This is a genomic window from Microbacterium sp. NPDC079176, from assembly GCF_040686675.1.
Lineage (GTDB): Bacteria > Actinomycetota > Actinomycetes > Actinomycetales > Microbacteriaceae > Microbacterium.
Genome location: NZ_JBFBLM010000002.1, coordinates 253,988 through 276,855 on the forward strand (window position 1 = coordinate 253,988; position 22,868 = coordinate 276,855).

The window sequence follows — 22,868 nt, forward strand, 5'->3', positions numbered from 1 at the left end:
TACACAGGTCAGCTGACGGCGATGGCCTCTGCGTCGAAACCCTCGACGGGAAGGATGATCCGCTCGCGCGTGCGCTCGATGTCGGGGTCGGGGATCGGGATCGCCGAGAGCAGCGCCTTCGTGTAGGGGTGCTGCGGATCGTCGAACACCTGATCGACGTCTCCGTGCTCGACGAACGAGCCCTTGTACATCACCGCGACCCGGTCGGCGATGTGGCGTACGACGGCGAGGTCGTGCGCCACGAACAGGTAGGACAGCCCGAGCTTGGCCTTCAGCTCGTCGAGCAGGTTGATCACGCCGGCCTGGATCGAGACGTCGAGAGCCGAGACGGGCTCGTCGAGCACCACGATCTTCGGGTTGGTCGACAGCGCTCGTGCGATGCCGATGCGCTGACGCTGACCACCCGAGAACGCCTGGGGGAAGCGGTCGCTGTGCGCCGGGTCGAGACCCACGAGACCCATGAGCTCCTCGACGCGATCGAACACGTCGTCCTTGCTCATGCCGATCGCGAGCATCGGCTCGGCGATGATGTCCCAGACCGTCATGCGAGGGTCGAGCGCCCCCATCGGGTCCTGGAAGACGATCTGAAGATCACGACGGAGCTTTCGCTCCTCCGCTCGGTTCTTGATGTCAGCGACGCTCGTGCCGCCGATGCGGATGTCGCCGTCCTCCTGGGCGACGAGATCCATGATCTGGAGGAGCGTCGTCGTCTTCCCGCTGCCCGACTCGCCGACGATCGCGAGGGTCTCGCCCTGGCGGATGTCGAAGCTGATCCCCTTGACGGCATGCACCTCGCCGACCTTGCGCTTGAAGAGCGCACCCTTCATGAGGGGGAAGGTCTTGTTGAGGTTGACCGCCTCGAGGGTGATGGGACGATCCTCGCGGGGCACCTTCGCCAGCCCGCTCTCGGGGATCTCCGGGACGGGGAAGACGGGGAGCCCGCCGATGCGTCCGTCGTCGTCGATGTCGTTCGCGCGGATGCAGGCGACGGAGTGGTCGGAGTGACCCTCGGTGGAGATGGGGAGCAGATCGGGCTCGCGCTGCAGGCACGCGTCGATCGCGATGGGGCATCGCGCCGCGAACGGGCACGCATCCGGCAGATTGATCAGGAGTGGGGGGTTGCCCTTGATCGGGATCAGCGGCACCTTCTCGGTCTTGTCCACCCGCGGGATGGCACCCAGAAGGCCGATCGAGTACGGCATCCGGGTGCGGTAGAACAGCTCGCGCACCGGGGCCTGCTCGACGGGCTTGCCGGCATACATCACCAGCACGTCGTCGGCGGTCTTGGCGACCACCCCCATGTCGTGCGTGATGATGATCATCGCGGCGCCGGTCTCCTGCTGCGCCTTCTCCATGAGCTCGAGGATCTGCGCCTGGATGGTGACGTCCAGCGCGGTCGTCGGCTCGTCCGCGATGATGAGCTTGGGATTGTTGGCCATCGCGATCGCGATCACGACACGCTGACGCATGCCGCCGGAGAACTCGTGCGGGAAGGCCTTCATGCGGCGCTCCGCCTCGGGGATCCCGACGAGCTTCAGCAGCTCGACGGAGCGATCCCAGGCGTCCTTCTTCGACAGCCGACGATGCACCGTGAGAGCCTCGATCAGCTGGTCGCCGATCGTGAACACGGGCGTGAGCGAGGTCAGCGGGTCCTGGAAGACCATGGCCATCCCGTTGCCGCGGATCACCGAGAGCTGCTTGTCGGACTTGCCGAGCAGTTCCTGGCCGTCATAGATGATCGACCCGGTGACCTTGGCGTTGTCGTCGAGCAGGCCCATGATCGCGAGCGAGGTGACGGACTTGCCCGAACCGGATTCGCCGACGATGCCGAGGGTGCGACCCTCTTCGAGGTCGAACGAGACGCCGCGCACGGCATCGACTCGACCGGCTTCCGACGGGAAGCTGACCTTGAGGTCTCGGACGGAAAGGACAGTACTCATGCGCGACCTCCAGCCGCAGAGGTCGGATCCAGGGCGTCGCGCAGACCGTCGGCGATGAGAGCCATCGAAACGGTGAGCAGGGTGAGCGCCGCTGCAGGGAAGTAGAAGAGCCACGGTGCGCTCACCAGAGTGCTGGAGCCGTAGCCGATCAGGGCGCCGAGCGAGACGTCGGGCAGCTTCACACCGAAGCCGAGGAACGAGAGCGCGGTCTCGGTGAGGACGGCGGACACGACGCCGAGCGTGAAGTTGATCACCAGCAGCGACCCGATGTTCGGGAGCATGTGACGCAGGACGATCCGCATCCCCGAGAGCCCGGCGTAGCGAGCGGCATGCACGTACTCGCGCTCGCGGATCGACAGCGACAGGGTCCAGATGATCCGGGCAGGGAAGAACCAGCCGACGACGAAGATCATGACGAGCGAGATCACCAGCCAGTTCCCGCCGGCGTCGTTCGAGATCATCGCGAGGATCAGGAAGTTCGGGACCACCATCATGAAGTGGATGATCGCGAGCATGATCCGCTCGTACCGGCCGCCGAAGTAGGCGGCGGTGGCACCGATGAGTGCAGAGACGACCGTGGTGCCGATGGCCACGAGGGCAGCGATCATCATGGAGCGCTGAAGACCGACGGCGACCTGGGCGAAGTTGTCGTTGCCCGAACCGTTCGTCCCGAACCAGTGCTCGGCCGAGGGAGCCTGGCGCAGTGCGAGGAAGTCGAGGTCAGTGTGCGAGTACGGCGCGATGAGCGGTCCCACGATCGCGAACACCACCAGAAGCGCGAGGATGACGACGCCGATCAAGGCACCGCGGTTGCGCAGGAACCGACGCGTGTACAGCGTCAGCATCGAGGTGCGCTTGCGGTTCTTCGGCTTCTCCGGCTCGGCGATCTCGGGGGACACCCCGATGGCTTCCAGGGACATCAGCTCACCCGCACTCTCGGATCGAGGACGACCACGGCGACGTCAGCGAGGATCGCGCCGATCGCCGTCATCAGGGCGCCGAACGCCGCGACTGCGACCACGCCGTGAATGTCGTTGTTGTTCAGGGTCTGGATGAAGTACCGACCCATTCCGTTCCAGTTGAAGATCGTCTCGGTCAGCACCGCTCCGGTGAAGACCGCGGGGATCGTGAACGCGACCTGCGTCGTGACGGGGATCAGCGACGTCCGCAGCGCGTGCTTGCGGATGGCCTGCTGCTTGGTGAGTCCCTTGGCACGGGCGGTGCGAACATAGTCCGCCTTGATGTTGTCGAGCAGCAGCGAGCGCTGCAGGAAGTGGATGGACGCGTAGCCCGTGAGCACCAGGCCGAGTGTGGGGAGCGTCAGATGTTGGAGGACGTCTATGAGGACGGGGAAGAATCCCTCGACCCCCTGACTGGAGGATCCGACGACGTAGAAGACGGTCGTGCCGACCGCGTTGTTGAAGTTGATCGCGAGCAGAACCAGAGCGAATCCCGCAACGACCGTGGGGATGTTCATCGTGATGATGCTCGTGCCCTGACCGATGCGGTCGGCCAGTTTGTACTGACGGGATGCCGTGTAGACACCGAGGGCGATGCCCAGGATGGTCGTGATGATCGTCGCCCCGAGCACGAGCTCGGCGCTGATCCAGACGCGGTATGCGACCTGCTCGTTGACGGACTCGCCTGTGGGGCCGACTCCCCAGTCCCAGCGGAAGAGGATGCTGGAGAACCAGGTCCACCATCGTTCGATCAGGGGGACCGATTCGCTGAGGTTGCGAGGCTTCAGCAGCGCATCGATCTGATCGGGCGAAAGCGGAGGTCGACGTCCGACGTAGTTGTTCTCGGGATCGAGATACAGCCACGCGAGGAAGTAGGTGATGTTCGTCGCGATGACGATCATCAGCACCCATCCCAGCAGGCGGCGCAACAGATACTTGATCAAGGTGATGATTCTTTCTCTTTTACAGACGCGCGCGGGATCCGCCGACGCAACGCTGAGCCGGGAAGACAGTCAATCACCATCAGCCGATCTGCGCGACACGACGCCTGCACTTGGTCTGTGACGGAGTCTTATCGCTCACGGGATCCGGTGTCACGGATGGCTCCCGGGCAACCTCGGCAGAATATCACCGGATCGCACGAAGCGGGCATAAGCCTCGCCTCACCGTAGAATCGTCAGGACATGTCACCACGCGCTCTCACTCCGCTTCAGCCTGCCGCGACGCCTTCGGCGCAGATCCGCAACTTCTGCATCATCGCGCACATCGACCACGGCAAGTCGACCCTCGCCGACCGCATGCTCCAGATCACCGGCGTGGTCTCGGATCGCGACATGCGCGCGCAGTACCTCGACCGCATGGACATCGAGCGTGAGCGCGGCATCACCATCAAGAGCCAGGCCGTGCGGATGCCGTGGGAGATCGACGGCGAGACCTTCGCGCTCAACATGATCGACACCCCGGGGCACGTCGACTTCACCTACGAGGTGTCCCGGTCTCTCGCCGCCTGCGAGGGCGCGATCCTGCTCGTCGACGCCGCCCAGGGCATCGAGGCCCAGACTCTGGCGAACCTCTACCTCGCGCTCGAGAACGACCTGCACATCATCCCGGTGCTGAACAAGATCGACCTGCCGGCGGCCGACCCCGACAAGTACGCCAAGGAGCTGGCATCGCTCATCGGCGGCAAGCCCGAGGACGTGCTCCGTGTCTCGGGCAAGACCGGTGTCGGCGTCGAGGAGCTGCTCGACCGACTGGTCAAGGAGATCCCCGCACCCGTCGGAGACGCCGATGCTCCGGCCCGCGCCATGATCTTCGACTCCGTCTACGACGCCTACCGCGGGGTCGTCACCTACGTCCGCATGGTGGACGGCAGCCTGTCGCCCCGCGAGCGCATTCAGATGATGTCGACGGGTGCCAACCACGAAGCGCTCGAGGTCGGCGTGTCGAGCCCCGAACCGGTGCCGTCCAAGGGGCTCGGCGTCGGCGAGGTCGGCTACCTCATCACCGGTGTGAAGGACGTCCGTCTGTCGAAGGTCGGTGACACGATCACGACGGCACGCAGGCCCTCGACCCAGGCTCTGCCGGGCTACACCGACCCGAAGCCGATGGTCTTCTCGGGGATCTACCCGATCGACGGCAGCGATTACGCGGAGCTCCGGGAGGCGCTCGACAAGCTCAAGCTCTCCGACGCCTCGCTGCAGTACGAGCCTGAGACCTCGGTCGCCCTCGGTTTCGGCTTCCGCTGCGGGTTCCTGGGACTCCTGCATCTCGAGATCATCACCGAGCGTCTCGAGCGAGAATTCGGCCTCGACCTCATCACCACCGCACCCAGCGTGATCTACGAGGTGCTCACGAGCGACACGGGCGAGACCGTGACGGTGACGAACCCGAGCGAGTACCCCGACGGTCGCATCGGCTCGGTGTCGGAGCCGATGGTGAAGACCGCGATCCTGCTGCCCAAGGACTACGTGGGCACGGTCATGGAGCTCTGCCAGTCTCGTCGCGGAGCGCTGCTGGGCATGGAGTACTTCTCCGAGGAGCGCGTGGAGCTCCGCTACATGATGCCGCTCGGTGAGATCGTCTTCGACTTCTTCGACCAGCTCAAGTCCAAGACCCAGGGCTATGCCTCGCTCGACTACGAACCCGCCGGACAGCAGGAGGCGGACCTGGTCAAGGTCGACATCCTGCTGCAGGGTGACAAGGTCGACGCGTTCAGCTCGATCGTGCACCGCGACAAGGCCTACGCCTACGGCACGCTGATGACGGAGCGACTGCGCAAGCTGATCCCTCGCCAGAACTTCGAGGTGCCGATCCAGGCCGCCATCGGCGCCAGGATCATCGCCCGCGAGACGATCAGGGCGCTGCGCAAGGACGTGCTCGCCAAATGCTACGGCGGTGACATCAGCCGCAAGCGCAAGCTCCTCGAGAAGCAGAAAGAGGGCAAGAAGCGCATGAAGATGGTCGGTCGTGTCGAAGTGCCGCAGGAGGCGTTCATCGCAGCGCTCTCCGGCGACGTCGAGGGCAAGGACAAGAAGTAGGACCTTCGGGCCGGGCTGTTCCCGGCGTGGAGGGTGATCGTCCAGGGAACGGGAAGTAGGCTGGAACGCATGCGGCGCGGGACTTTCCGAGACGACACGGTTGACTATGCGGCCGTGGGTGCGACCCACGCGCCCGATCTGATGCAGTACCCGCCGGAGCGCAGCATCCCGGCGGAGAACTCCTGGCGGATCGGCAGCGGTCATGACCGCTTCCAGTCCGCGGGCGAAGCGCTGCTGACCTGGACCGCGCAGCGCGCGGCGGGCCTCAGCATCGAGGATGTGCGTCCCGCGCCCGGTCCCGCCTACGCCGGTGTCAGCTTCGACGCCGAGGGCACTCCGATCGCACCGAGCAAGAACGACGTCGAACAGCGCTTCGACGCGGAAGGCACCCCGTTCGCCGGCCCGGGCATGACGTTGCGTCTGCATGGGCGGGTTGCCGGCATGCGGGCGGATGCCGAGCTGCGCGTGATCTCCGTGACCGAGGAGAAGCGCCGGATCGGATTCGTGCTGGGCACGGTCGGAGGCTCGGTGGTGCGCGGTGAGGAGTCCTTCGACATCGACTGGCGTGAGGACAACGACGAGGTGTGGTTCTCCGTCCGTGCCTTCGACGCGCCGAACTCCCTGCTCTACCGCGTCGTCCCGCCGCTGGTGAAGCGCCGTCGCCGGGAACTGTTCGCACGCTATCTGCGGGCGATCTCGCCGCTGTACGCGACTCCGGTCTGATGGTCGCACCTCTCTGATGGCCGGTCCGCTTCCACTCGGCGATCCGGCACCGGCAGACGGACATCTGCCCTCCGATCTGCCGATCGATTCCTCCGTGCCCTTCTCCGCATATCTGCACGTCCCCTTCTGCCGGGTGCGGTGCGGCTACTGCGACTTCAACACCTACACCTCGGGAGAGCTCCGCGGCGCGAAGCAGGAGGACTACGCCTCGACGCTCATCACCGAGATCGCCCTGGCGAGGCGCGTTCTCGCGGATGCGGGCGCGCTGCGCCCGATGGACACCGTGTTCCTCGGCGGCGGCACGCCGACTCTCCTGCCCGCGGGGGATCTCGCCCGGATGCTCGGTGCGGCGACCGACGCGTTCGGCCTCGTCGACGGCGCCGAGATCACGGTCGAGGCGAACCCCGACACGGTGACGCCCGAGGTCGCGCGGACCCTCGCGGATGCCGGCGTCACGCGGCTGTCGATCGGCATGCAGTCGGCAGTGCCGCATGTGCTCGCCGCTCTCGACCGCACTCATCGCCCCGAGAACGTGACGACAGCGGTCGCCGCGGCGAAGGACGCTGGCCTCGCCGTGAGCGTGGACCTCATCTACGGCGCCCCCGGTGAGTCGATCGGTGATTGGGAGGCGTCGCTCGATGCGGCGCTCGCACTCGAGTCGGACCACATCTCGGCGTACGCGCTGATCATCGAGGACGGCACGAAGCTCGCGCGACAGATCCGCCGAGGCGAGGTCCCGGCGCCGGACGACGACCTGCAGGCCGACATGTACGAGCTCGCCGATGCGCGTCTCGCAGCGGCGGGCTTCGACTGGTACGAGATCAGCAACTGGTCTCGCTCGCCCGAGCAGCGTTCGCGGCACAATCTCGCCTACTGGCGGGGGAGCGACTGGTGGGGATTCGGTCCCGGCGCGCACAGTCACGTCGCCGGCCTGCGGTGGTGGAACGTCAAGCATCCGGCCGCGTATGCACAGCGGCTCGCCGCAGCGGAGTCTCCCGCCGCCGGCACGGAGCGGCCGGACGAGCAGTCGACGACGCTCGAGCGCATCCTGCTGCTGAGTCGCATCCGCGAGGGCATCGCCGTCAGCGACCTCGCCGCGGACAAGAGGACACGCGTCGCGGGTCTGATCGCGGATGGGCTCGTCGACCCGGCCGCTGCCGTTCGCGGACGCGTGCAGCTCACACTGCGGGGGCGCCTGCTCGCCGATGCCGTCGTGCGTGAGCTCACCGACTGATCGGCGACCGCTGAGTCCGGACATCGTGCCGGATCAGCACGTGGTCGGCGTCGGCGGGTAGAATTGGCACTCGTAGCCAGTGAGTGCCAAGAGGGAGGGAGTTGCGATGGTCAGCGAAAGAGGCCTCCAGGTTCTCCGCGCGATCGTGCAGGACTACGTCGAGACCCATGAACCCGTCGGCAGCCGATCGATCGTCGACCGCTACTCCTTCGGCGTGTCCGCGGCGACGATCCGCAACGACATGGCACTGCTCGAAGACGAAGAGCTGATCGCCGCCCCGCACACCTCCTCCGGTCGCGTTCCCACCGACAAGGGCTACCGCGTGTTCGTGGATCATCTCGCCCAGCTGCGGCCGCTGTCGGTCGCGCAGCGCACGGCCATCGAGTCCTTCCTCACCGCTCCCTCCGACCTCGACGACCTGATGGTGCGCACGGTCCGAGTGCTCACGCAGCTCACGGGGCAGGTCGCGCTGGCGCAGTACCCGTCATTCGCGCGCGCGCATCTGACGCATCTCGAACTCGTGGCGCTGGCGCCGAATCGTCTGCTCATCGTGCTCGTCACCGACGCGGGCGGCGTCTCGCAGCGCATCGCCCCGCTGCCCGTCGACGTCGACGACGCCGACATGGCGCTGCTGCGTGCTCGCCTCTCCGCCCTGATCACGGGCCGGGCGGTGAGCGACGCCGCTGAGCGGCTGCAAGCGCTTCTCGCGGACGACGCACACAGTCATGACGTCGTACTGCGCGCTCTCGCGACGATCGTCATCGACGAGCTCGGCGCCTTCCGTCAGGAGCGCCTGGTGATGGCCGGAGCAGCGACTCTGGCTCGACGCGAGCAGGACTTCCGCGGCAGCATCCACCCTCTGCTCGAGGCGATCGAGGAGCAGGTGACGCTGCTGCGGCTGATGAGCGAGATGGAGGCGGACTCCCACGGTCTCGCCGCCAGCATCGGCACCGAGAACGCGTCCTTCGGCCTCGGCGAGGCATCGATCGTGGCCAGCAACTACGCCGCCCCCAGCGGCACGGCGCGAGTCGGCGTGATGGGGCCGACGCGCATGGACTATCCGAGCAATCTCGCGGCGGCGCGGGCCGTGGCCCGCTATCTGTCTCGGATGCTCGACGAAGACGAGGCGGCCCGCTGACGCGGCCGCCCAGAGAACAGCACACGCAGAAGGGCCATTGTGGCAGACCACTACGAGGTACTCGGCGTCTCTCGTGACGCCTCCACCGACGAGATCAAGAAGGCGTACCGACGCCTCGCTCGTCAGCTCCACCCCGATGTGAATCCGGGTGAGGACGCGGCCGAGCAGTTCAAGCTCGTCACGCATGCATACGACGTCCTGAGCGACGACGATTCCCGTCGCCGCTACGACATGGGCGGCGGAGACGGCGCCGCCGGCAACTTCCAGGGCTTCGGCGGCTTCGGTGACATCTTCGAGACCTTCTTCGGCGCGGGCCAAGGCGGTGGAAGGGGCGCGCGTCCGCGGTCACGCCGCGAACGTGGACAGGACGCCCTCGTCCGGGTGACCCTCGATCTCGGCGACGTCGTCTTCGGTGCGCACCGCGACATCGAGGTCGACACGGCCGTGCTGTGCGAGACGTGCAACGGCTCGTGCTGCCAGGAGGGCACGTCGCCCGTCACCTGTGACATCTGCGGCGGCTCCGGCCACGTTCAGCGTCAGGTGCGGAGCCTGCTCGGCAACGTCGTGACCTCTCAGCCCTGCGGCACCTGCGAGGGCTACGGCACGACGATCCCGTATCCGTGCGGCACCTGCGGCGGCCAGGGGCGGGTGCGCTCGCGTCGCACCGTCTCGCTCGACATCCCCGCCGGCGTCGAGACCGGGCTGCGCCTGCAGCTGCCGGGCTCTGGCGAGGTCGGCAAGGCGGGTGGCCCGAACGGCGACCTGTACGTCGAGGTCACCGTGAACCCGCACCCGTCTTTCAGCCGCGACGGCGACGACCTGCTGGCGACGCTGGAGGTGTCGATGCCGGATGCGATCCTCGGCACCGAGACCACGATCCAGGGTCTCGACGGCGAGGTCGATCTCGAGATCCGCTCGGGCGTCCAGTCCGGCGACGTGCTGACGATCAAGGGCCGCGGCATCACGCCGCTGCGGGGCAACCAGCGCGGCGACCTCCGCGTCGGCGTGCAGGTGGTCACTCCGACCCGGCTCGACTCCGCGCAGCGCGCGCTCATCGAGGACTTCGCGAAGAAGACCAAGGCACCGGGCCCGCAGCTGGCGCAGTTCCAGCAGGGGCTGTTCTCGAAGCTCCGCGACCGCTTCCGTTCGCACTGATCCGGACGGCGCTCATGGCACTCCACTTCCTCGTCGAGAACTCCTCGGATGCCGCGGTCGGCGACCTCGTGTCGCTCACCGGCGCCGAGGCGAAGCACGCCGCCGTCGTCCGACGGCTCCGCGTCGGCGAGGCGGTGACGGTCGGCGACGGCTCGGGGGTGTGGCTGACCGGCGTCGCCGAAGAGGTGTCTCCGTCCCGCGTCGACGTGCGCGTGGCCGAGCGATCGGTCGACCCCGCGCCCAGCCCTCGCATCGTGCTCGTGCAGGCTCTCGCGAAGGGCGATCGCGACGAGCTCGCCGTGCAGGCGGCATGCGAGCTCGGCGTCGATGAGATCGTGCCGTGGCAGGCGAGTCGAAGCGTGTCCCGATGGGATGGTCCCAAGGCCGTCAAGGGGCGCGAGCGGTGGGCGACGATCGTCCGCGAGGCGGCGAAGCAGGCTCACCGGGCGTGGGTCCCGGAGGTGGCGCCTCCGGCGTCGACCGTCGACCTCGCGAGACGCGCCGCATCTCAGCGGGTGCTGCTTCTCGACCCGACCGCCCCCGTGCGGTTGTCCGAGCTCGAGCCGGACGGCAGGGACATCGTCCTCGTCGTCGGGCCCGAGGGCGGTATCTCCGACGACGAGCTCTCGAAGCTGTCGGATGCCGGCGCCGAGCGTGTGCTGCTCGGAGACACCGTGCTGCGCACGTCCACGGCGGGCCCGGCTGCGATCGCCGTGCTGTCGGTCGCACTCAGCCGCTGGTGATCAGGCTACGGACCCGGCAGTGCTGCGGTCAGTAGACTGGGAGCATGTCCGAGCCCTCGATCTTCACGCGCATCCTCAACGGCGACATCCCGGGTGAGATCCTGCTCGACACCGGCCGCGTGTTCGCGATCCGGGACATCAACCCGCAGGCACTGCTGCACGCGCTCGTGATCCCCAAGACCGAGGACTACCGCGACGTCACGGAGCTCGCCGAGGGCGACCCCGGTCTGCTCGCGGAGATCGTCGCGGCTGCGAAGCAGCTCGCCTCCGAGCATGCGAACGGCGAATACCGCCTCATCTTCAACAACGGCGCCAGCGCCGCCCAGTCCGTCTTCCACGTGCACGCCCATGTGCTCGGCAACATCGAGGAGAGCAAGCTCGTTGGCTTCTGACGAAAACGACCTGACCGCATCCGACACCGCCGTCGAGAAGATCTACGCCGACGGCGTCGCCATGGTGCAGCTCCTCGGTCCGCAGGATCGACTGCTCCGGATGCTGGAGAAGGAGCACCGCGACGTCCAGGTGCTCGTGCGCGGCAACGAGATCACGCTCACCGGCGCGCCGGAGGCAGTCGCGAAGGCGAAGACCCTGGTCGACGAGCTGATGACCATGACCAAGGCAGGCCACGACCTCGCCCCGAGCGACGTGACGAGCTCGGCCCGCCTGCTGCGCAACGACGGCGGCCCTCGCCCGAGCGAGGTACTCGGAGAGGCGATCCTGTCGACCAGGGGCAAGGTCATCCGTCCCAAGACGCTGGGGCAGAAGGAGTACGTCGACGCGATCGAGGAGAACACGATCGTCTTCGGCATCGGCCCGGCCGGTACCGGAAAGACCTACCTCGCGATGGCCAAGGCCGTCCAGGCCCTGCAGCGCAAAGAGGTCACCCGCATCATCCTCACCCGCCCCGCGGTCGAGGCCGGAGAGCGGCTCGGATTCCTGCCCGGCACGCTCACCGACAAGATCGACCCGTACCTCCGCCCGCTCTATGACGCGCTGAACGAGATGATGGACCCCGAGATCGTCCCTCGTCTGATGGCGACGGGCACGATCGAGGTCGCCCCTCTCGCCTACATGCGCGGCCGCACGCTCAACGACTCGTTCGTGGTGCTCGACGAAGCGCAGAACACGACTCCCGAGCAGATGAAGATGTTCCTCACGCGTCTCGGCTTCGGGTCGAAAATGGTCGTCACCGGTGACATCACCCAGGTCGATCTCCCGCAGGGATCCTCGGGACTCCGGCTCGTCACCCGCGTGCTCGACGGCATCGACGACATCCATTTCGCGCGGCTCACGAGCGACGACGTGGTGCGTCACTCGCTGGTCGGACGGATCGTCGACGCCTACAGCGAGTATGACGAGCGGCGCACCGCCCAGCGCTACGAGCGCGAGCAGGCGGCGGAGTTCGCCAACCGTGCCGACCGGCGGGGCGCACAGCGACCAGGACCCCGAGACCGGATGCCGAAACGAGGCCTCTCCTGATGAAACGAGCACAGCAATGATCGAGATCAACAACGAGTCGGCCATCGACGTCGACGAGACCGTGCTGCAGCGCCTGACCGACTTCAACCTCGCGCAGATGCATGTCAGCCCGGACGCCGAGGTCGCGATCGTGCTCGTCGACGAGGCTGCCATGGAGGCCCTCCACGTGCAGTGGATGGATGAGCCCGGTCCGACCGACGTGCTCAGCTTCCCGATGGACGAGCTGCGCCCGGGCACCGAGGATCGCCCCACGGCCCCGGGGCTGCTGGGAGACATCGTGCTGTGTCCTCAGGTCGCCGAGGCTCAGGCCCAGGCCGCCGGCCACACCCTGATGGACGAGCTGATCCTGCTCACCACCCACGGTCTGCTGCACCTCCTCGGCTTCGATCACGCCGAGCCCGACGAGGAGCGCGAGATGTTCGGACTGCAGAAGGAGCTCATCCAGGGCTTCGCCGCGGCTGAACGTCGACGATGACCGCGGCCCTCCTGCTCGCAGGCGCTGTCCTGCTCGTCGCCTTCGGCGGCCTGATGGCGGCGATCGACGCCGCCTTCGGCGTCACGTCCCGGTCGGACATCGAGGAGATGGGCGCGGAGGGGCGCAACGGCCCCCAGCTGGTGCGCATCGCCGCCGACCCTGACGCACACGTCAACGCCGTCGCATTCATCCGCGTGCTCGCCGAGACGGCGGCCGCGGTGCTCGTCACGGTGGCGTTCAGCATCCTGTTCGACAACATCTGGTGGGCGATGCTGGCCGCAGCGCTGCTCATGACGGGTATCAGCTTCGTGCTGGTGGGGGCGAGCCCTCGATCCTTCGGGCGGCACCACGCCGAGGGCATGCTCCGGGCCAACGCACGCATCGTCCGCGGGCTGCGCATCATCCTGGGGCCACTCGCTCACGGACTCGTGGTGCTCGGCAACCGGGTGACCCCCGGGCGGGGACGCAGCTCGTTCACGTCCGAGGAGCAGCTGCTGAGCATGGTCGACGAGGCCGCCTCGAACGATCTGATCGAGGCTGACGACCGCGACCTCATCCACTCCGTATTCGACTTCACCGACCAGTTCGTGCGTGCGGTGATGGTGCCGCGCACCGAGATGGTGACGGTCGATGCGACGGCGACCACGAGCGAGGCGATGACGCTGTTCCTGCAGCGGGGCGTCTCCCGAATGCCTGTGGTCGACGACGACGCCGATGACGTGGTCGGAGTGCTCTATCTGAAGGACCTGGTGCTGTTCGCCTTCCGCGACGAGAACGCCTGGCGAACCGCATCCATCCGTCCGATCTCGCGACCCGCGACCTTCGTGCCGGAGTCCATGCGCGCCGAGACCCTCCTGCAGCAGATGAAGCGGGATGCCGTGCACGTGTGCCTCGTGATCGACGAGCACGGCGGCATCTCGGGGCTCGTGACCCTGGAGGACCTCATCGAGGAACTCGTGGGCGAGATCTCCGACGAGTACGATCAGGTATCGGCAGAGGTCGTCGAACTCGGCGACGGACGCTATCGCGTGAGCTCCCGACTCTCGCTGGAGGACGTCGGCGATCTGTTCGGCCTCGAGCTCGAGGACGAGGACGTCGATTCCATCGGCGGTCTGCTGGGCAAGGCACTCGGACAGGTCCCGCAACCGGGATCCACAGCGACGGTCGAGGGATTGACCCTCACCGGCGGCGCGTCTCGAGGACGAGGGCGCGGGATCGCGACCGTCTTCGTGGAACGAGCGGCAGACGACGCGGGTCATGCCGCAGATGAGAGAGACGGAAACGATGACTGAGCAGACGCGGAGCGGGTTCGTGACCTTCGTGGGACGACCGAACGTCGGGAAGTCCACTCTCACGAATGCGCTGGTGGGCGAGAAGATCGCGATCACCAGTGAGAAGCCGCAGACGACGCGGCGGGCGATCCGCGGGATCGTGAACCGTCCGCAGGGGCAGCTCGTCATCGTCGACACCCCCGGCATCCACAAGCCCCGTACGCTCCTCGGCGAGCGCCTGAACGACCTCGTCGAACAGGTGCTCGGCGACGTCGATGTGATCGGCTTCTGCGTGCCGGCGACCGAGAAGGTCGGGCCCGGCGACCGCCGCATCGCGACATCCCTCGACGGATACCGTCGTGCCAAGAAGATCGCCATCGTCACGAAGACGGACGCGGCCAGTCGCGACCAGATCACCGAGCGACTGATGGAGGTCGACGCGCTGCGCGAGGACTGGGACGCGGTGATCCCGATCTCCGCGCTCACGAACGACCAGCTGGAGGTGCTCGCCGACGAGGTGCTCGCACTGATGCCCGAGGGACCGGCTCTGTACGGCGAGGGTGTCACGACCGATGAGTCGGAAGAGGACCGGATCGCCGAGATGATCCGCGAGGCCGCGCTCGACGGGGTCCGCGACGAGCTTCCCCACTCGATCGCGGTCGTGATCGACGACATCGCCCCGCGTGAGGGAACCGACCTGACCGATGTGCATGCATCCATCGTTGTGGAGCGTGACAGCCAGAAGGCGATCATCATCGGCCACAAGGGCAAGCGTCTGGCCGATGTCGGACGCCGGGCCCGTGTCGGGATCGAAGAGCTTCTCGGCACGAGGGTGTTCCTGGGCCTCCATGTGAAGGTCGCGAAGGAATGGCAGCGCGACCCGAAGCAGCTCGGCCGCCTCGGCTTCTGACCCTCGACACGAGAGGCGGCGAGGATCCGGTGCTCCAGCGGCACGGCCGCAGGACTCTCCCGCAGGGGTAGGGTCGCGATATGACACTCGCACAGCACTGGATCGCATCGTCGTGGGGCGCGCCTGAGACATGGGAGTTCGTCGACTACGAGGTGCCGTCTCCCGGCCGCGGTGAGGTGACGATCCGCGTGGAGGCCGCCGGGGTGAATCCCGCGGACGCCAAGCACGTCGCGTCTGCTCACCAGGGCGTGCAGCTGCCTGTGCCGATCGGCTACGAGGTCTCGGGCACGATCAGCGCGATCGGACCCGACACGCGGATCGGCTCGGGGGAGGCGAAAGAAGGGGACGAGGTCGTCGCCTTCCGCGTGCGCGGGGGATACGCGACCGAGCTGACCGTGCCTGCCGAGAAGGCCTTCGCGAAGCCGACCACACTCACGCACGCGGAAGCCGCGAATCTGCTGCTCGCCGGCACCACGGCCGCTGAGATGCTCTGGGTGACCGGCGCGGCACCGGGGGAGACGATCCTCCTGCACGGCGCGTCGGGAGCGGTGGGAGTGAGCGTGCTGCAGCAGGCCGCGCTGCGGGGGATCCGAGTGATCGGCACCGCGAGCGCCGAGCGGTTCGACGTCGTCCGTCGTCTCGGGGGATTCCCCGTGCGATACGGGGCCGGCCTGGCGGATCGGGTCCGGGGGGCCGCGGGCGAGGCGGGCGTCTCGGCAGCCCTCGACGCGGTGGGCACGGACGAGGCCGTGGACGTGTCCCTCGAGCTGGTCGCAGACCGCCAGCGCATCGTCACGATCGCAGCGATGGGCAGGGCCGCCTCCGACGGCATCCGGGTGATCGCCGGTTCGATGCCCGTCAGCGCCCGATTCCGGGACGAGGTGCGCGGGGAACTGATCGCTCTCGCTCAGAACGGAGATCTGATCGTTCCCGTGGCGCGGACGTTCGCCCTGGAGGAGGCTCCGGCGGCACTCGCTCTGCTCGCCGAAGGGCACCCCGGCGGAAAGCTCGCTCTGATCCCGTCGTCCTAATCGATCTCGCGCAGCGCCGAGGTCACGACCACCACCCCATCGCCGTAGGCCGCATCCATCGCGTTCTGCACCGACCCGTCGTCCCACACGACCTGCATCCAGACATAGCCGCGTTCGGTCCACAGGGTGAGCGCATCGCGTCCCACGGCATTCGACAGCTCGTCGGACACCTGCGCCAGCTCAGCCTCGGAGCTCGCGCCTGGGACACCGCCCGTGGGATCCTCCGGTCGGACAGGGTCGTACAGGGCGAGCATGATCGGAGGATCGGTGACCGCGTATCGCTCGCCGTCGAAGGTTCCGTACACCGCGTAGGTTCCCCACGTGGTGTCGCCGCTGGATTCGCTCCCGTCTACCCCGTCCCAGGTCCAGCCGTCGAGGGGAAGGCCCGAGCACTGCGGTGGATACGACTCGGCGACGATTCCGAGGCAGAGCCGAGGCTCACCGTCCACATCGAGCACCGTGCCGGTGCCGATCACCCGTCCTTCCGGCGGTGGGACGCTCGCGGCATCCCAGGTCGGTGAGGCCGAACTCGTCGGCGCGGATGCAGCTCCGGAACCGGACGAGCAGGCGGCGAGGCCGCACATCCCGATGACGGCGACGGCGGCGAGAAGCATGCGGCTGTGCGATGTGCTCATGCCTGACAGTGTCTCGTGACGCGTGATCGTCTCACGGCGGCTCGGAGCGGATCGGCATCCCTGCTACCATGGCCGCATGCCTTTCGGCGGTCTGCTTCTTCTTAGCTGCCGCGACGAGTCCTAAAGCTAGGGCCTTCCTCGTCGCGGCGCTTGTGTTGGCCCGTTCACAATTCTGACGAAGAGAAGAAGCCCCATCATGCAGAACACTCAGCGCCCGTCTGCGATGCCGATCCACAAGTATCGGCCGTACCACGAGCAGATCACGGTCAACCTGCCCGACCGCACCTGGCCGGACGCCCGCATCACCGAGGCGCCCCGTTGGTGCGCAGTCGACCTCCGCGACGGCAATCAGGCGCTCATCGACCCGATGTCGCCCGAGCGCAAGCGCGTCATGTTCGAACTCCTCGTCAGCATGGGGTACAAGGAGATCGAGGTCGGATTCCCCTCGGCGAGCCAGACCGATTTCGACTTCGTCCGTCAGCTCATCGAAGAGAACCTGATCCCGGATGACGTCACCATCCAGGTGCTGACTCAGGCGCGCGAGCATCTGATCGCCCGCACGTACGAGTCGATCTCCGGGGCCAAGCAGGCGATCGTGCACCTCTACAACTCGACCAGCGTGCTGCAGCGCGAGGTCGTCTTCCGCACTGACAAGCAGGGCATCATCGACATCGCGCTGGAGGGTGCTCGGCTCTGCCGTCAGTACGAGAAGACCATCCCCGACACGAAGGTCTACTACGAGTACTCGCCCGAGAGCTACACGGGAACCGAGCTCGAGTTCGCCGTCGACGTCTGCAACCAGGTGATCGAGGTCTTCGAGCCCACCCCCGACCGCAAGGTCATCGTCAACCTGCCGGCGACCGTCGAGATGGCCTCGCCGAACGTCTACGCCGACTCGATCGAGTGGATGAGCCGCAACCTGGCGCACCGCGAGAACGTGATCCTGTCGCTGCACCCGCACAACGACCGTGGCACGGCGATCGCGGCGGCCGAGCTCGGCTACATGGCCGGGGCCGACCGCATCGAGGGCTGCCTGTTCGGCAACGGCGAGCGCACCGGAAACGTCGACATCGTGGCGCTGGGCATCAACCTCTTCACGCAGGGCATCGATCCGCAGATCGACTTCAGCGACATCGACCAGGTCAAGCGCACGGTCGAGTACTGCAACCAGCTGCCGGTGCCCGAGCGGTCGCCGTGGGCGGGCGACCTGGTCTTCACCGCGTTCAGCGGGTCGCACCAGGATGCGATCAAGAAGGGCTTCGAGGCGATGGCTGCCCGTGCCGAGGCTGAGGGCGTCACGGTCGACGACATCGAATGGGCCGTCCCCTACCTGCCGGTCGATCCGAAGGATCTCGGACGCTCCTATGAGGCCGTGATCCGTGTGAACTCGCAGTCCGGCAAGGGCGGCGTCGCCTATCTGCTCAAGGCGGACCACGCGATCGACCTGCCGCGCAAGCTGCAGATCGAGTTCTCGGGCGTCGTCCAGAACAAGACCGACGCCGAGGGCGGCGAGGTCACGAGCGAGCAGATCTGGTCGATCTTCAACGACGAGTACCTGCCCGCCACCGACACCGAGGCCAAGTGGGGGCGGTTCGAGCTGCTCTCGACGCAGACCCGCAGCGACATGTCGGGTGACGTGGTGCTCGACGTGACACTGCGCGACGACGATCAGCAGGTGTCCGTCGCCGGTAACGGCAACGGACCGATCGCCGCGTTCATCGAGGTGCTGCGCGGTCAGGGCTTCGACATCACTCTCTACGACTACGTCGAGCACGCACTCAGTGCAGGTGGCGACGCACAGGCTGCGGCGTATGTCGAGCTGCAGGTCGGCGATCAGCGCCTGTGGGGCGTCGGCATCGACGGAGACATCTCGACGGCATCCCTCAAGGCGATCGTCTCGGGAGTCAACCGCTCGATCCGCACGCGCCAGCTGGAGCTGGCAGCGGTCTGAGGGTCGACGAGAACGCCCCCGCGGTCATCGACCGCGGGGGCGTTACGTCTGCCCCGTGCCGAGGATCGGTCACTCAGGGCTCGGCTTGACGACCTGGATCACTCCGGTCTCCGCGGCGACCTTGCGGCGATACAGGCGACGTTGCTCCGGAAGCGAGACGTCGAAGCTCACGGCGAGCACTCGGATCACCGCGGTGACGACGATGCCGAGCACGGCGGCGAGCGTGATCGACATCCCGAGTCCGTTCGCGGTGGCGATGAAGACGCAGCCGGCACCGGCGGCGACGGCGTAGAGCGAGCCGACATGCATGATCGAGGTCGGCAGGCCCATCAGCATGTCGCGCAGCACGCCGCCGCCGACCGCTGCGCAGACGCCGATGAACACCGCGGGAACGGGAGGGATGCCGAAGGCGATCGCCTTGCTCGTGCCGAACGCGCCGAACATGCCGATCACCACGGCGTCGAGCACCACGATGACGGTGTTGAGACGGTTGAAGAGTCCCGCGAGCAGCATCCCGAGCAGCGAGGCGCCGGTGGCCGTGAGCAGGTACCAGTTGCTCTGCAGCGTGGCCGGAGTCTGACCGAGCAGGATGTCGCGGATGAGACCGCCGCCCATGCCGATCATGATGCCGATGATCGCGACGCCGAGCCAGTCGAGTCGTCGCTGCCCCTGGAACCCCGACGCGAACATCGCGCCCTGCACGCCGCCGAGGCCGACGCCGAGGAGGTCCGCCCAGAGCGGAATGGTGAAGAGCGGTTCGGTCACGCCTCTATTCTCCCGCACGGAGGATAATCGAACGGTGCCCACCTACCGAGACGAAGCGGTGATCCTGCGCACCCACAAGCTGGGTGAGGCGGATCGCATCGTCACCATGCTGTCGCGTCAGCACGGCAAGATCCGTGCGGTGGCCAAGGGCGTCCGGCGCACGTCGTCGAAGTTCGGGTCGCGCCTCGAGCCGTTCATGGTGGCCGACGTGCAGCTGTATCAGGGACGTTCGCTCGACATCGTGCAGCAGGCGGAGTCGCTCGGCTCCTACGGTTCCGACATCGCGGCCCACTACGACCGGTTCACATCGGCGAACGCGATGGTCGAGACCGCCGATCGGCTGAGCGACTCCGAGGCGACGCCCGAGCAGTACCTGCTGCTGGTGGGCGGGCTGCGTGCGCTCTCGCGGGGCGAGCATTCACCCAGGAGCATCCTCGACTCCTACCTTCTGCGCGTGATGGCGCTGTCGGGATGGGCGCCGTCTCTCGGCGACTGCGCACGATGCGCCGCCCCCGGCCCGCACGCGCACTTCGTCGGTCAGCTCGGAGGCGCCGTATGCGTGAACTGCGCGCCGGCCGGAAGTCCGAAGGTGGCAGAGAAGACCCTGTCGCTGCTGCGATCCCTCATGACCGGAGAGTGGGAGGCGATCGATGCCGCGCCTCACGCGGACAACGCCGCGGCATCAGGCCTCGTCGCTGCCTATGCGCAGTGGCACCTGGAGCGCGGCATCCGCTCGCTGGCCCACCTCGTGGCCGACATCCCTCGAGAAGGAGCACGGTGAGCCCCAAGCCCTACACCCACAAGGATGCCGTCGCCTATCGTCCGCTCGACTGGACGGGCGTCCACCCGCCGGCGTTCCGAGCGGTGCCCAAGCACGTCGCCATCGTCATGGACGGCAACGGCCGCTGGGCGAACCGCCGCGGACTGAACCGCGTCGAGGGGCACAAGGCGGGGGAGGAGGTGCTCCTCGACGTCGTCGCCGGTGCGATCCAGGCAGGGGTCAAGCATCTCTCCGTCTATGCGTTCTCGACTGAGAACTGGGCCCGGTCTCCCGAGGAGGTGCGCTTTCTCATGGGGTACAACCGCGACGTGCTGCACCGTCGACGTGATCAGCTCAACGAGTGGGGCGTGCGCGTGCGATGGGCTGGACGCAAGCCCCGGCTGTGGGGCAGCGTGATCAAAGAGCTGCAGTACGCGGAGCAGCTCACGAAGAACAATGACGTGCTCACCCTCACCATGTGCGTGAACTACGGCGGGCGTATCGAGTTGGTCGACGCGATGCGCGCGATCGCCGCCGATGTCGCGGCGGGACGGGTGAAGCCGAACGCGATCACCGAGAAGATGATCCGTCGCAACCTCTACGTGCCGGACATGCCCGACGTCGACCTGTTCCTGCGCAGCTCCGGCGAGCAGCGCACCTCGAACTTCCTGCTCTGGCAGGCGGCGTATGCCGAGATGGTGTTCCTCGACACGCTCTGGCCCGATTTCTCTCGCGAGGAGCTCTGGCGCGCGATCGGGGTCTACCTGTCCCGCGACCGTCGTTTCGGCGGGGCGATCGACATCCCTGACGCTTCCGCCTGAGCCCGCAGCCACCGTTCCGTCTCTCGCGGGTGGCGCAGCCGGACGATGAGAAGATGGGGCTGCTCGCTCACGACGTCGGGCATCCGCTCGGTCCACTTGTGCAGCGTTAGCGTCTGCCAGGCGATGATGTTCTCCTCGGGATCTCCCGAGAACATCCGCCAGATCGGCTTCTCGACGTTGCCGTTCCACATGCGGGTGCGAAGGATGCTGCGCCCGAGCGTGCGCCGCAGCAGACGTGCCCGGACCACGCGATACGGGTAGTCCAGCCAGATCACGACCTTCGCACGAGGAGCGAGGATCTCATCGGTTCCCTTGCTCGTGTACTGCCACTCGGTGACCCAGCGGTCCTCCGCAGCGAAGGCGCGGACGTCGTCGAGGAAGGACGGCCGTGGAGTCCAGTTCTCACCGTGGAAGAGTCCGTCGATCTCGACGTGACGCAGATCCCAGAGGTCGGCGATGCGTCGTGCGAGCGTCGTCTTGCCCGATCCTGTGACACCGGCGATCAGCACTCTCTCCGGCCGAAGCGGCAGCGGATCGTCGGCGGAGAGCATCTGAGAATCCTAACGACGGAATAGCCCATAGGTGCATACGGTTGGATGTCAATGTGAGTGAAGCCATCTCGATCGACATCTGGTCCGACATCGCCTGCCCGTGGTGCTACATCGGCAAGCGCAACCTCGAGAAGGGTCTCGAAGCCGTCTCCGGCGACGACGATGCGCCGCAGGTGAACATCACCTTCCATTCGTTCGAGCTCTCGCCCGACACCCCGGTCGACTTCGACGGGGATGAGATCGACTTCCTCGCCGGTCACAAGGGGATGCCGCGCGACCAGGTCGAGCAGATGCTGTCGCACGTCACCGGAGTTGCCGAGAACGCCGGGCTCGCGTACCGCTTCGACCTCCTTCAGCACACCAACACCGTGAAGGCGCACGAGCTCCTTCACTTCGCGAAGGCGCAGGGTGTGCAGCACGCGATGGAGGAGCGGCTCATGTCCGCGTACTTCACCGAGGGCAAGCACGTCGGCCGTATCGACGACCTGGTCGAACTCGCGGTCGAGGTCGGACTGAACCCGGACGACACGAGAGAAGCGCTGGTGTCCGCTCGTCACCTCGCCGACGTCCGCCAGGACCAGGCGCAGGCCCAGGCCTATGGGATCCAGGGCGTGCCGTTCTTCGTGATCGACGGTCAGTACGGAATCAGCGGAGCGCAGCCGCCCGCAGCGTTCGAGAACGTCCTGCGTGACCTCTGGGCCAAGCGCGGTGAGACCGAGCCGGAAGCCGAGACGGCCGCGGTCTAGCGGGTCAGCGCGGCTTCGATCGCGCCGACGATCTCGGGGTCGTTCGGCTTCTGCTTCGGACGGAAGCGGACGACCTCTCCGTCGGGAAGCACCAGGAACTTCTCGAAGTTCCACTCGACGCGACCCGCCTTGCCGCCGGCATCCGGGGTCTCCTTGAGCGTCTTGTAGAGATCGGTGGCGTTCTTGCCGTTGACCTTCACCTTGTCGTTGATCGGGAAGGTCACACCGTACGTGGTCGAGCAGAACTCGAGGATCTGATCGACCGATCCCGGCTCCTGCCCGAAGAACTGGTTGCAGGGGAACCCGACGACACTGAACCCGCGGTCGCCGTACAGGCGCTGCAGCTCCTCGAGCTGCTCGTACTGCGGAGTGAGGCCGCACTTCGAGGCGACGTTCACGACGAGGACGACATCGGCACCCAGATCATCGAGTGTCTTCTCGTTGCCGTCGGCGTCTGTGAAGGGGATGGAACGGACTGCGGGATCGGTCATATTCACAGCTTAGGTCGATGCGCCGAGACCGGCTCCGTGTCTGGGAGAATGG

At 67.0% G+C, this 22,868-nt stretch carries 23 protein-coding genes; 16 read left to right on the forward strand and 7 right to left on the reverse strand.

Annotation, left to right across the window (positions count from 1 at the left end):
- Positions 1-8: 8 nt before the first annotated feature.
- From AB0P11_RS05240 to AB0P11_RS05250, 3 genes are read right to left on the reverse strand one after another with little or no spacing between them, the layout of a single operon-like run.
- Positions 9-1,940, reverse strand: coding sequence for an ABC transporter ATP-binding protein (locus tag AB0P11_RS05240; RefSeq protein WP_187249765.1), 1,932 nt, complete (start codon positions 1,938-1,940; stop codon positions 9-11).
- A complete protein-coding gene (locus AB0P11_RS05245) occupies positions 1,937-2,860 on the reverse strand; it encodes an ABC transporter permease (RefSeq protein ID WP_053096534.1) in 924 nt (307 codons plus the stop codon). The genes AB0P11_RS05240 and AB0P11_RS05245 overlap by 4 nt, the downstream gene beginning before the upstream one ends.
- Entirely contained in the window at positions 2,860-3,843 is a 984-nt protein-coding gene (locus tag AB0P11_RS05250) for an ABC transporter permease (protein WP_053096532.1), read from the reverse strand. The genes AB0P11_RS05245 and AB0P11_RS05250 overlap by 1 nt, the downstream gene beginning before the upstream one ends.
- A gap of 240 nt (positions 3,844-4,083) precedes the next feature.
- Here AB0P11_RS05250 and lepA point away from each other — a divergent pair, with 240 nt between their 5' ends.
- The 12 genes from lepA to AB0P11_RS05310 all read left to right on the forward strand — a co-directional run bounded on the left by lepA (position 4,084) and on the right by AB0P11_RS05310 (position 16,096).
- Positions 4,084-5,937, forward strand: a complete 1,854-nt coding sequence (gene lepA / locus AB0P11_RS05255) for a translation elongation factor 4 (RefSeq protein WP_053096530.1) — start codon at positions 4,084-4,086, stop codon at positions 5,935-5,937.
- Positions 5,938-6,006: 69 nt separating this feature from the next.
- Positions 6,007-6,660 (forward strand): DUF1990 family protein, encoded by a 654-nt coding sequence (locus AB0P11_RS05260; RefSeq protein WP_053096528.1) that lies wholly within the window; start codon positions 6,007-6,009, stop codon positions 6,658-6,660.
- 16 nt (positions 6,661-6,676) lie between these two features.
- On the forward strand, positions 6,677-7,894 hold the full coding sequence (gene hemW, locus AB0P11_RS05265; protein ID WP_363520354.1) for a radical SAM family heme chaperone HemW: 1,218 nt from the start codon (positions 6,677-6,679) through the stop codon (positions 7,892-7,894).
- Between the two features lie 106 nt (positions 7,895-8,000).
- Entirely contained in the window at positions 8,001-9,032 is a 1,032-nt protein-coding gene (hrcA, locus tag AB0P11_RS05270; protein ID WP_053096524.1) for a heat-inducible transcriptional repressor HrcA, read from the forward strand.
- A gap of 39 nt (positions 9,033-9,071) precedes the next feature.
- Positions 9,072-10,187, forward strand: coding sequence for a molecular chaperone DnaJ (gene dnaJ, locus AB0P11_RS05275; RefSeq protein ID WP_053096522.1), 1,116 nt, complete (start codon positions 9,072-9,074; stop codon positions 10,185-10,187).
- 14 nt (positions 10,188-10,201) lie between these two features.
- Positions 10,202-10,930 (forward strand): 16S rRNA (uracil(1498)-N(3))-methyltransferase, encoded by a 729-nt coding sequence (locus AB0P11_RS05280; protein ID WP_363520358.1) that lies wholly within the window; start codon positions 10,202-10,204, stop codon positions 10,928-10,930.
- A 44-nt stretch (positions 10,931-10,974) separates the two neighbouring features.
- A complete protein-coding gene (locus AB0P11_RS05285) occupies positions 10,975-11,322 on the forward strand; it encodes an HIT domain-containing protein (RefSeq protein ID WP_363520361.1) in 348 nt (115 codons plus the stop codon).
- Between the two features lie 61 nt (positions 11,323-11,383).
- Positions 11,384-12,409, forward strand: a complete 1,026-nt coding sequence (locus AB0P11_RS05290) for a PhoH family protein (RefSeq protein ID WP_230100781.1) — start codon at positions 11,384-11,386, stop codon at positions 12,407-12,409.
- Between the two features lie 16 nt (positions 12,410-12,425).
- A complete protein-coding gene (gene ybeY / locus AB0P11_RS05295) occupies positions 12,426-12,884 on the forward strand; it encodes an rRNA maturation RNase YbeY (protein ID WP_053096515.1) in 459 nt (152 codons plus the stop codon).
- On the forward strand, positions 12,881-14,176 hold the full coding sequence (locus AB0P11_RS05300) for a hemolysin family protein (RefSeq protein WP_053096513.1): 1,296 nt from the start codon (positions 12,881-12,883) through the stop codon (positions 14,174-14,176). Before ybeY ends, AB0P11_RS05300 begins: the two co-directional genes overlap by 4 nt.
- Complete coding sequence (era, locus tag AB0P11_RS05305; RefSeq protein WP_053096511.1) at positions 14,169-15,065, forward strand: GTPase Era; 897 nt, start codon at positions 14,169-14,171, stop codon at positions 15,063-15,065. Before AB0P11_RS05300 ends, era begins: the two co-directional genes overlap by 8 nt.
- An 80-nt stretch (positions 15,066-15,145) precedes the next feature.
- The gene (locus tag AB0P11_RS05310) at positions 15,146-16,096 is read left to right on the forward strand and encodes an NADP-dependent oxidoreductase (RefSeq protein WP_363520366.1); all 951 of its coding nucleotides are present in this window, start codon (positions 15,146-15,148) and stop codon (positions 16,094-16,096) included.
- Here the strand turns inward: AB0P11_RS05310 and AB0P11_RS05315 are convergent.
- Positions 16,093-16,731: a hypothetical protein gene (locus AB0P11_RS05315; protein ID WP_285363232.1), complete on the reverse strand. Its 639-nt coding sequence runs from the start codon at positions 16,729-16,731 to the stop codon at positions 16,093-16,095. The two genes, AB0P11_RS05310 and AB0P11_RS05315, sit on opposite strands and share 4 nt — an antisense overlap.
- Positions 16,732-16,927: 196 nt before the next feature.
- On the opposite strand from AB0P11_RS05315, the gene leuA reads away from it, so the two are divergent.
- On the forward strand, positions 16,928-18,682 hold the full coding sequence (gene leuA, locus AB0P11_RS05320) for a 2-isopropylmalate synthase (RefSeq protein WP_053096506.1): 1,755 nt from the start codon (positions 16,928-16,930) through the stop codon (positions 18,680-18,682).
- Between the two features lie 69 nt (positions 18,683-18,751).
- On the opposite strand, the gene AB0P11_RS05325 is transcribed toward leuA, so the two are convergent.
- Positions 18,752-19,447, reverse strand: coding sequence for a TRIC cation channel family protein (locus AB0P11_RS05325; RefSeq protein ID WP_053096504.1), 696 nt, complete (start codon positions 19,445-19,447; stop codon positions 18,752-18,754).
- 34 nt (positions 19,448-19,481) lie between these two features.
- On the opposite strand from AB0P11_RS05325, the gene recO reads away from it, so the two are divergent.
- Both recO and AB0P11_RS05335 read left to right on the forward strand, forming a co-directional pair.
- Positions 19,482-20,228 (forward strand): DNA repair protein RecO, encoded by a 747-nt coding sequence (gene recO, locus AB0P11_RS05330; RefSeq protein ID WP_053096502.1) that lies wholly within the window; start codon positions 19,482-19,484, stop codon positions 20,226-20,228.
- Positions 20,225-21,028, forward strand: a complete 804-nt coding sequence (locus AB0P11_RS05335) for an isoprenyl transferase (protein WP_363520372.1) — start codon at positions 20,225-20,227, stop codon at positions 21,026-21,028. The genes recO and AB0P11_RS05335 overlap by 4 nt, the downstream gene beginning before the upstream one ends.
- Here AB0P11_RS05335 and AB0P11_RS05340 read toward each other — a convergent pair.
- Entirely contained in the window at positions 20,968-21,579 is a 612-nt protein-coding gene (locus AB0P11_RS05340) for an AAA family ATPase (RefSeq protein WP_363520375.1), read from the reverse strand. The two genes, AB0P11_RS05335 and AB0P11_RS05340, sit on opposite strands and share 61 nt — an antisense overlap.
- A 53-nt stretch (positions 21,580-21,632) precedes the next feature.
- Here AB0P11_RS05340 and AB0P11_RS05345 point away from each other — a divergent pair, with 53 nt between their 5' ends.
- Positions 21,633-22,325: a DsbA family oxidoreductase gene (locus AB0P11_RS05345; RefSeq protein ID WP_053096496.1), complete on the forward strand. Its 693-nt coding sequence runs from the start codon at positions 21,633-21,635 to the stop codon at positions 22,323-22,325.
- Here the strand turns inward: AB0P11_RS05345 and AB0P11_RS05350 are convergent.
- The gene (locus tag AB0P11_RS05350; protein WP_053096494.1) at positions 22,322-22,816 is read right to left on the reverse strand and encodes a glutathione peroxidase; all 495 of its coding nucleotides are present in this window, start codon (positions 22,814-22,816) and stop codon (positions 22,322-22,324) included. The two genes, AB0P11_RS05345 and AB0P11_RS05350, sit on opposite strands and share 4 nt — an antisense overlap.
- Between the last annotated feature and the right edge of the window lie 52 nt (positions 22,817-22,868).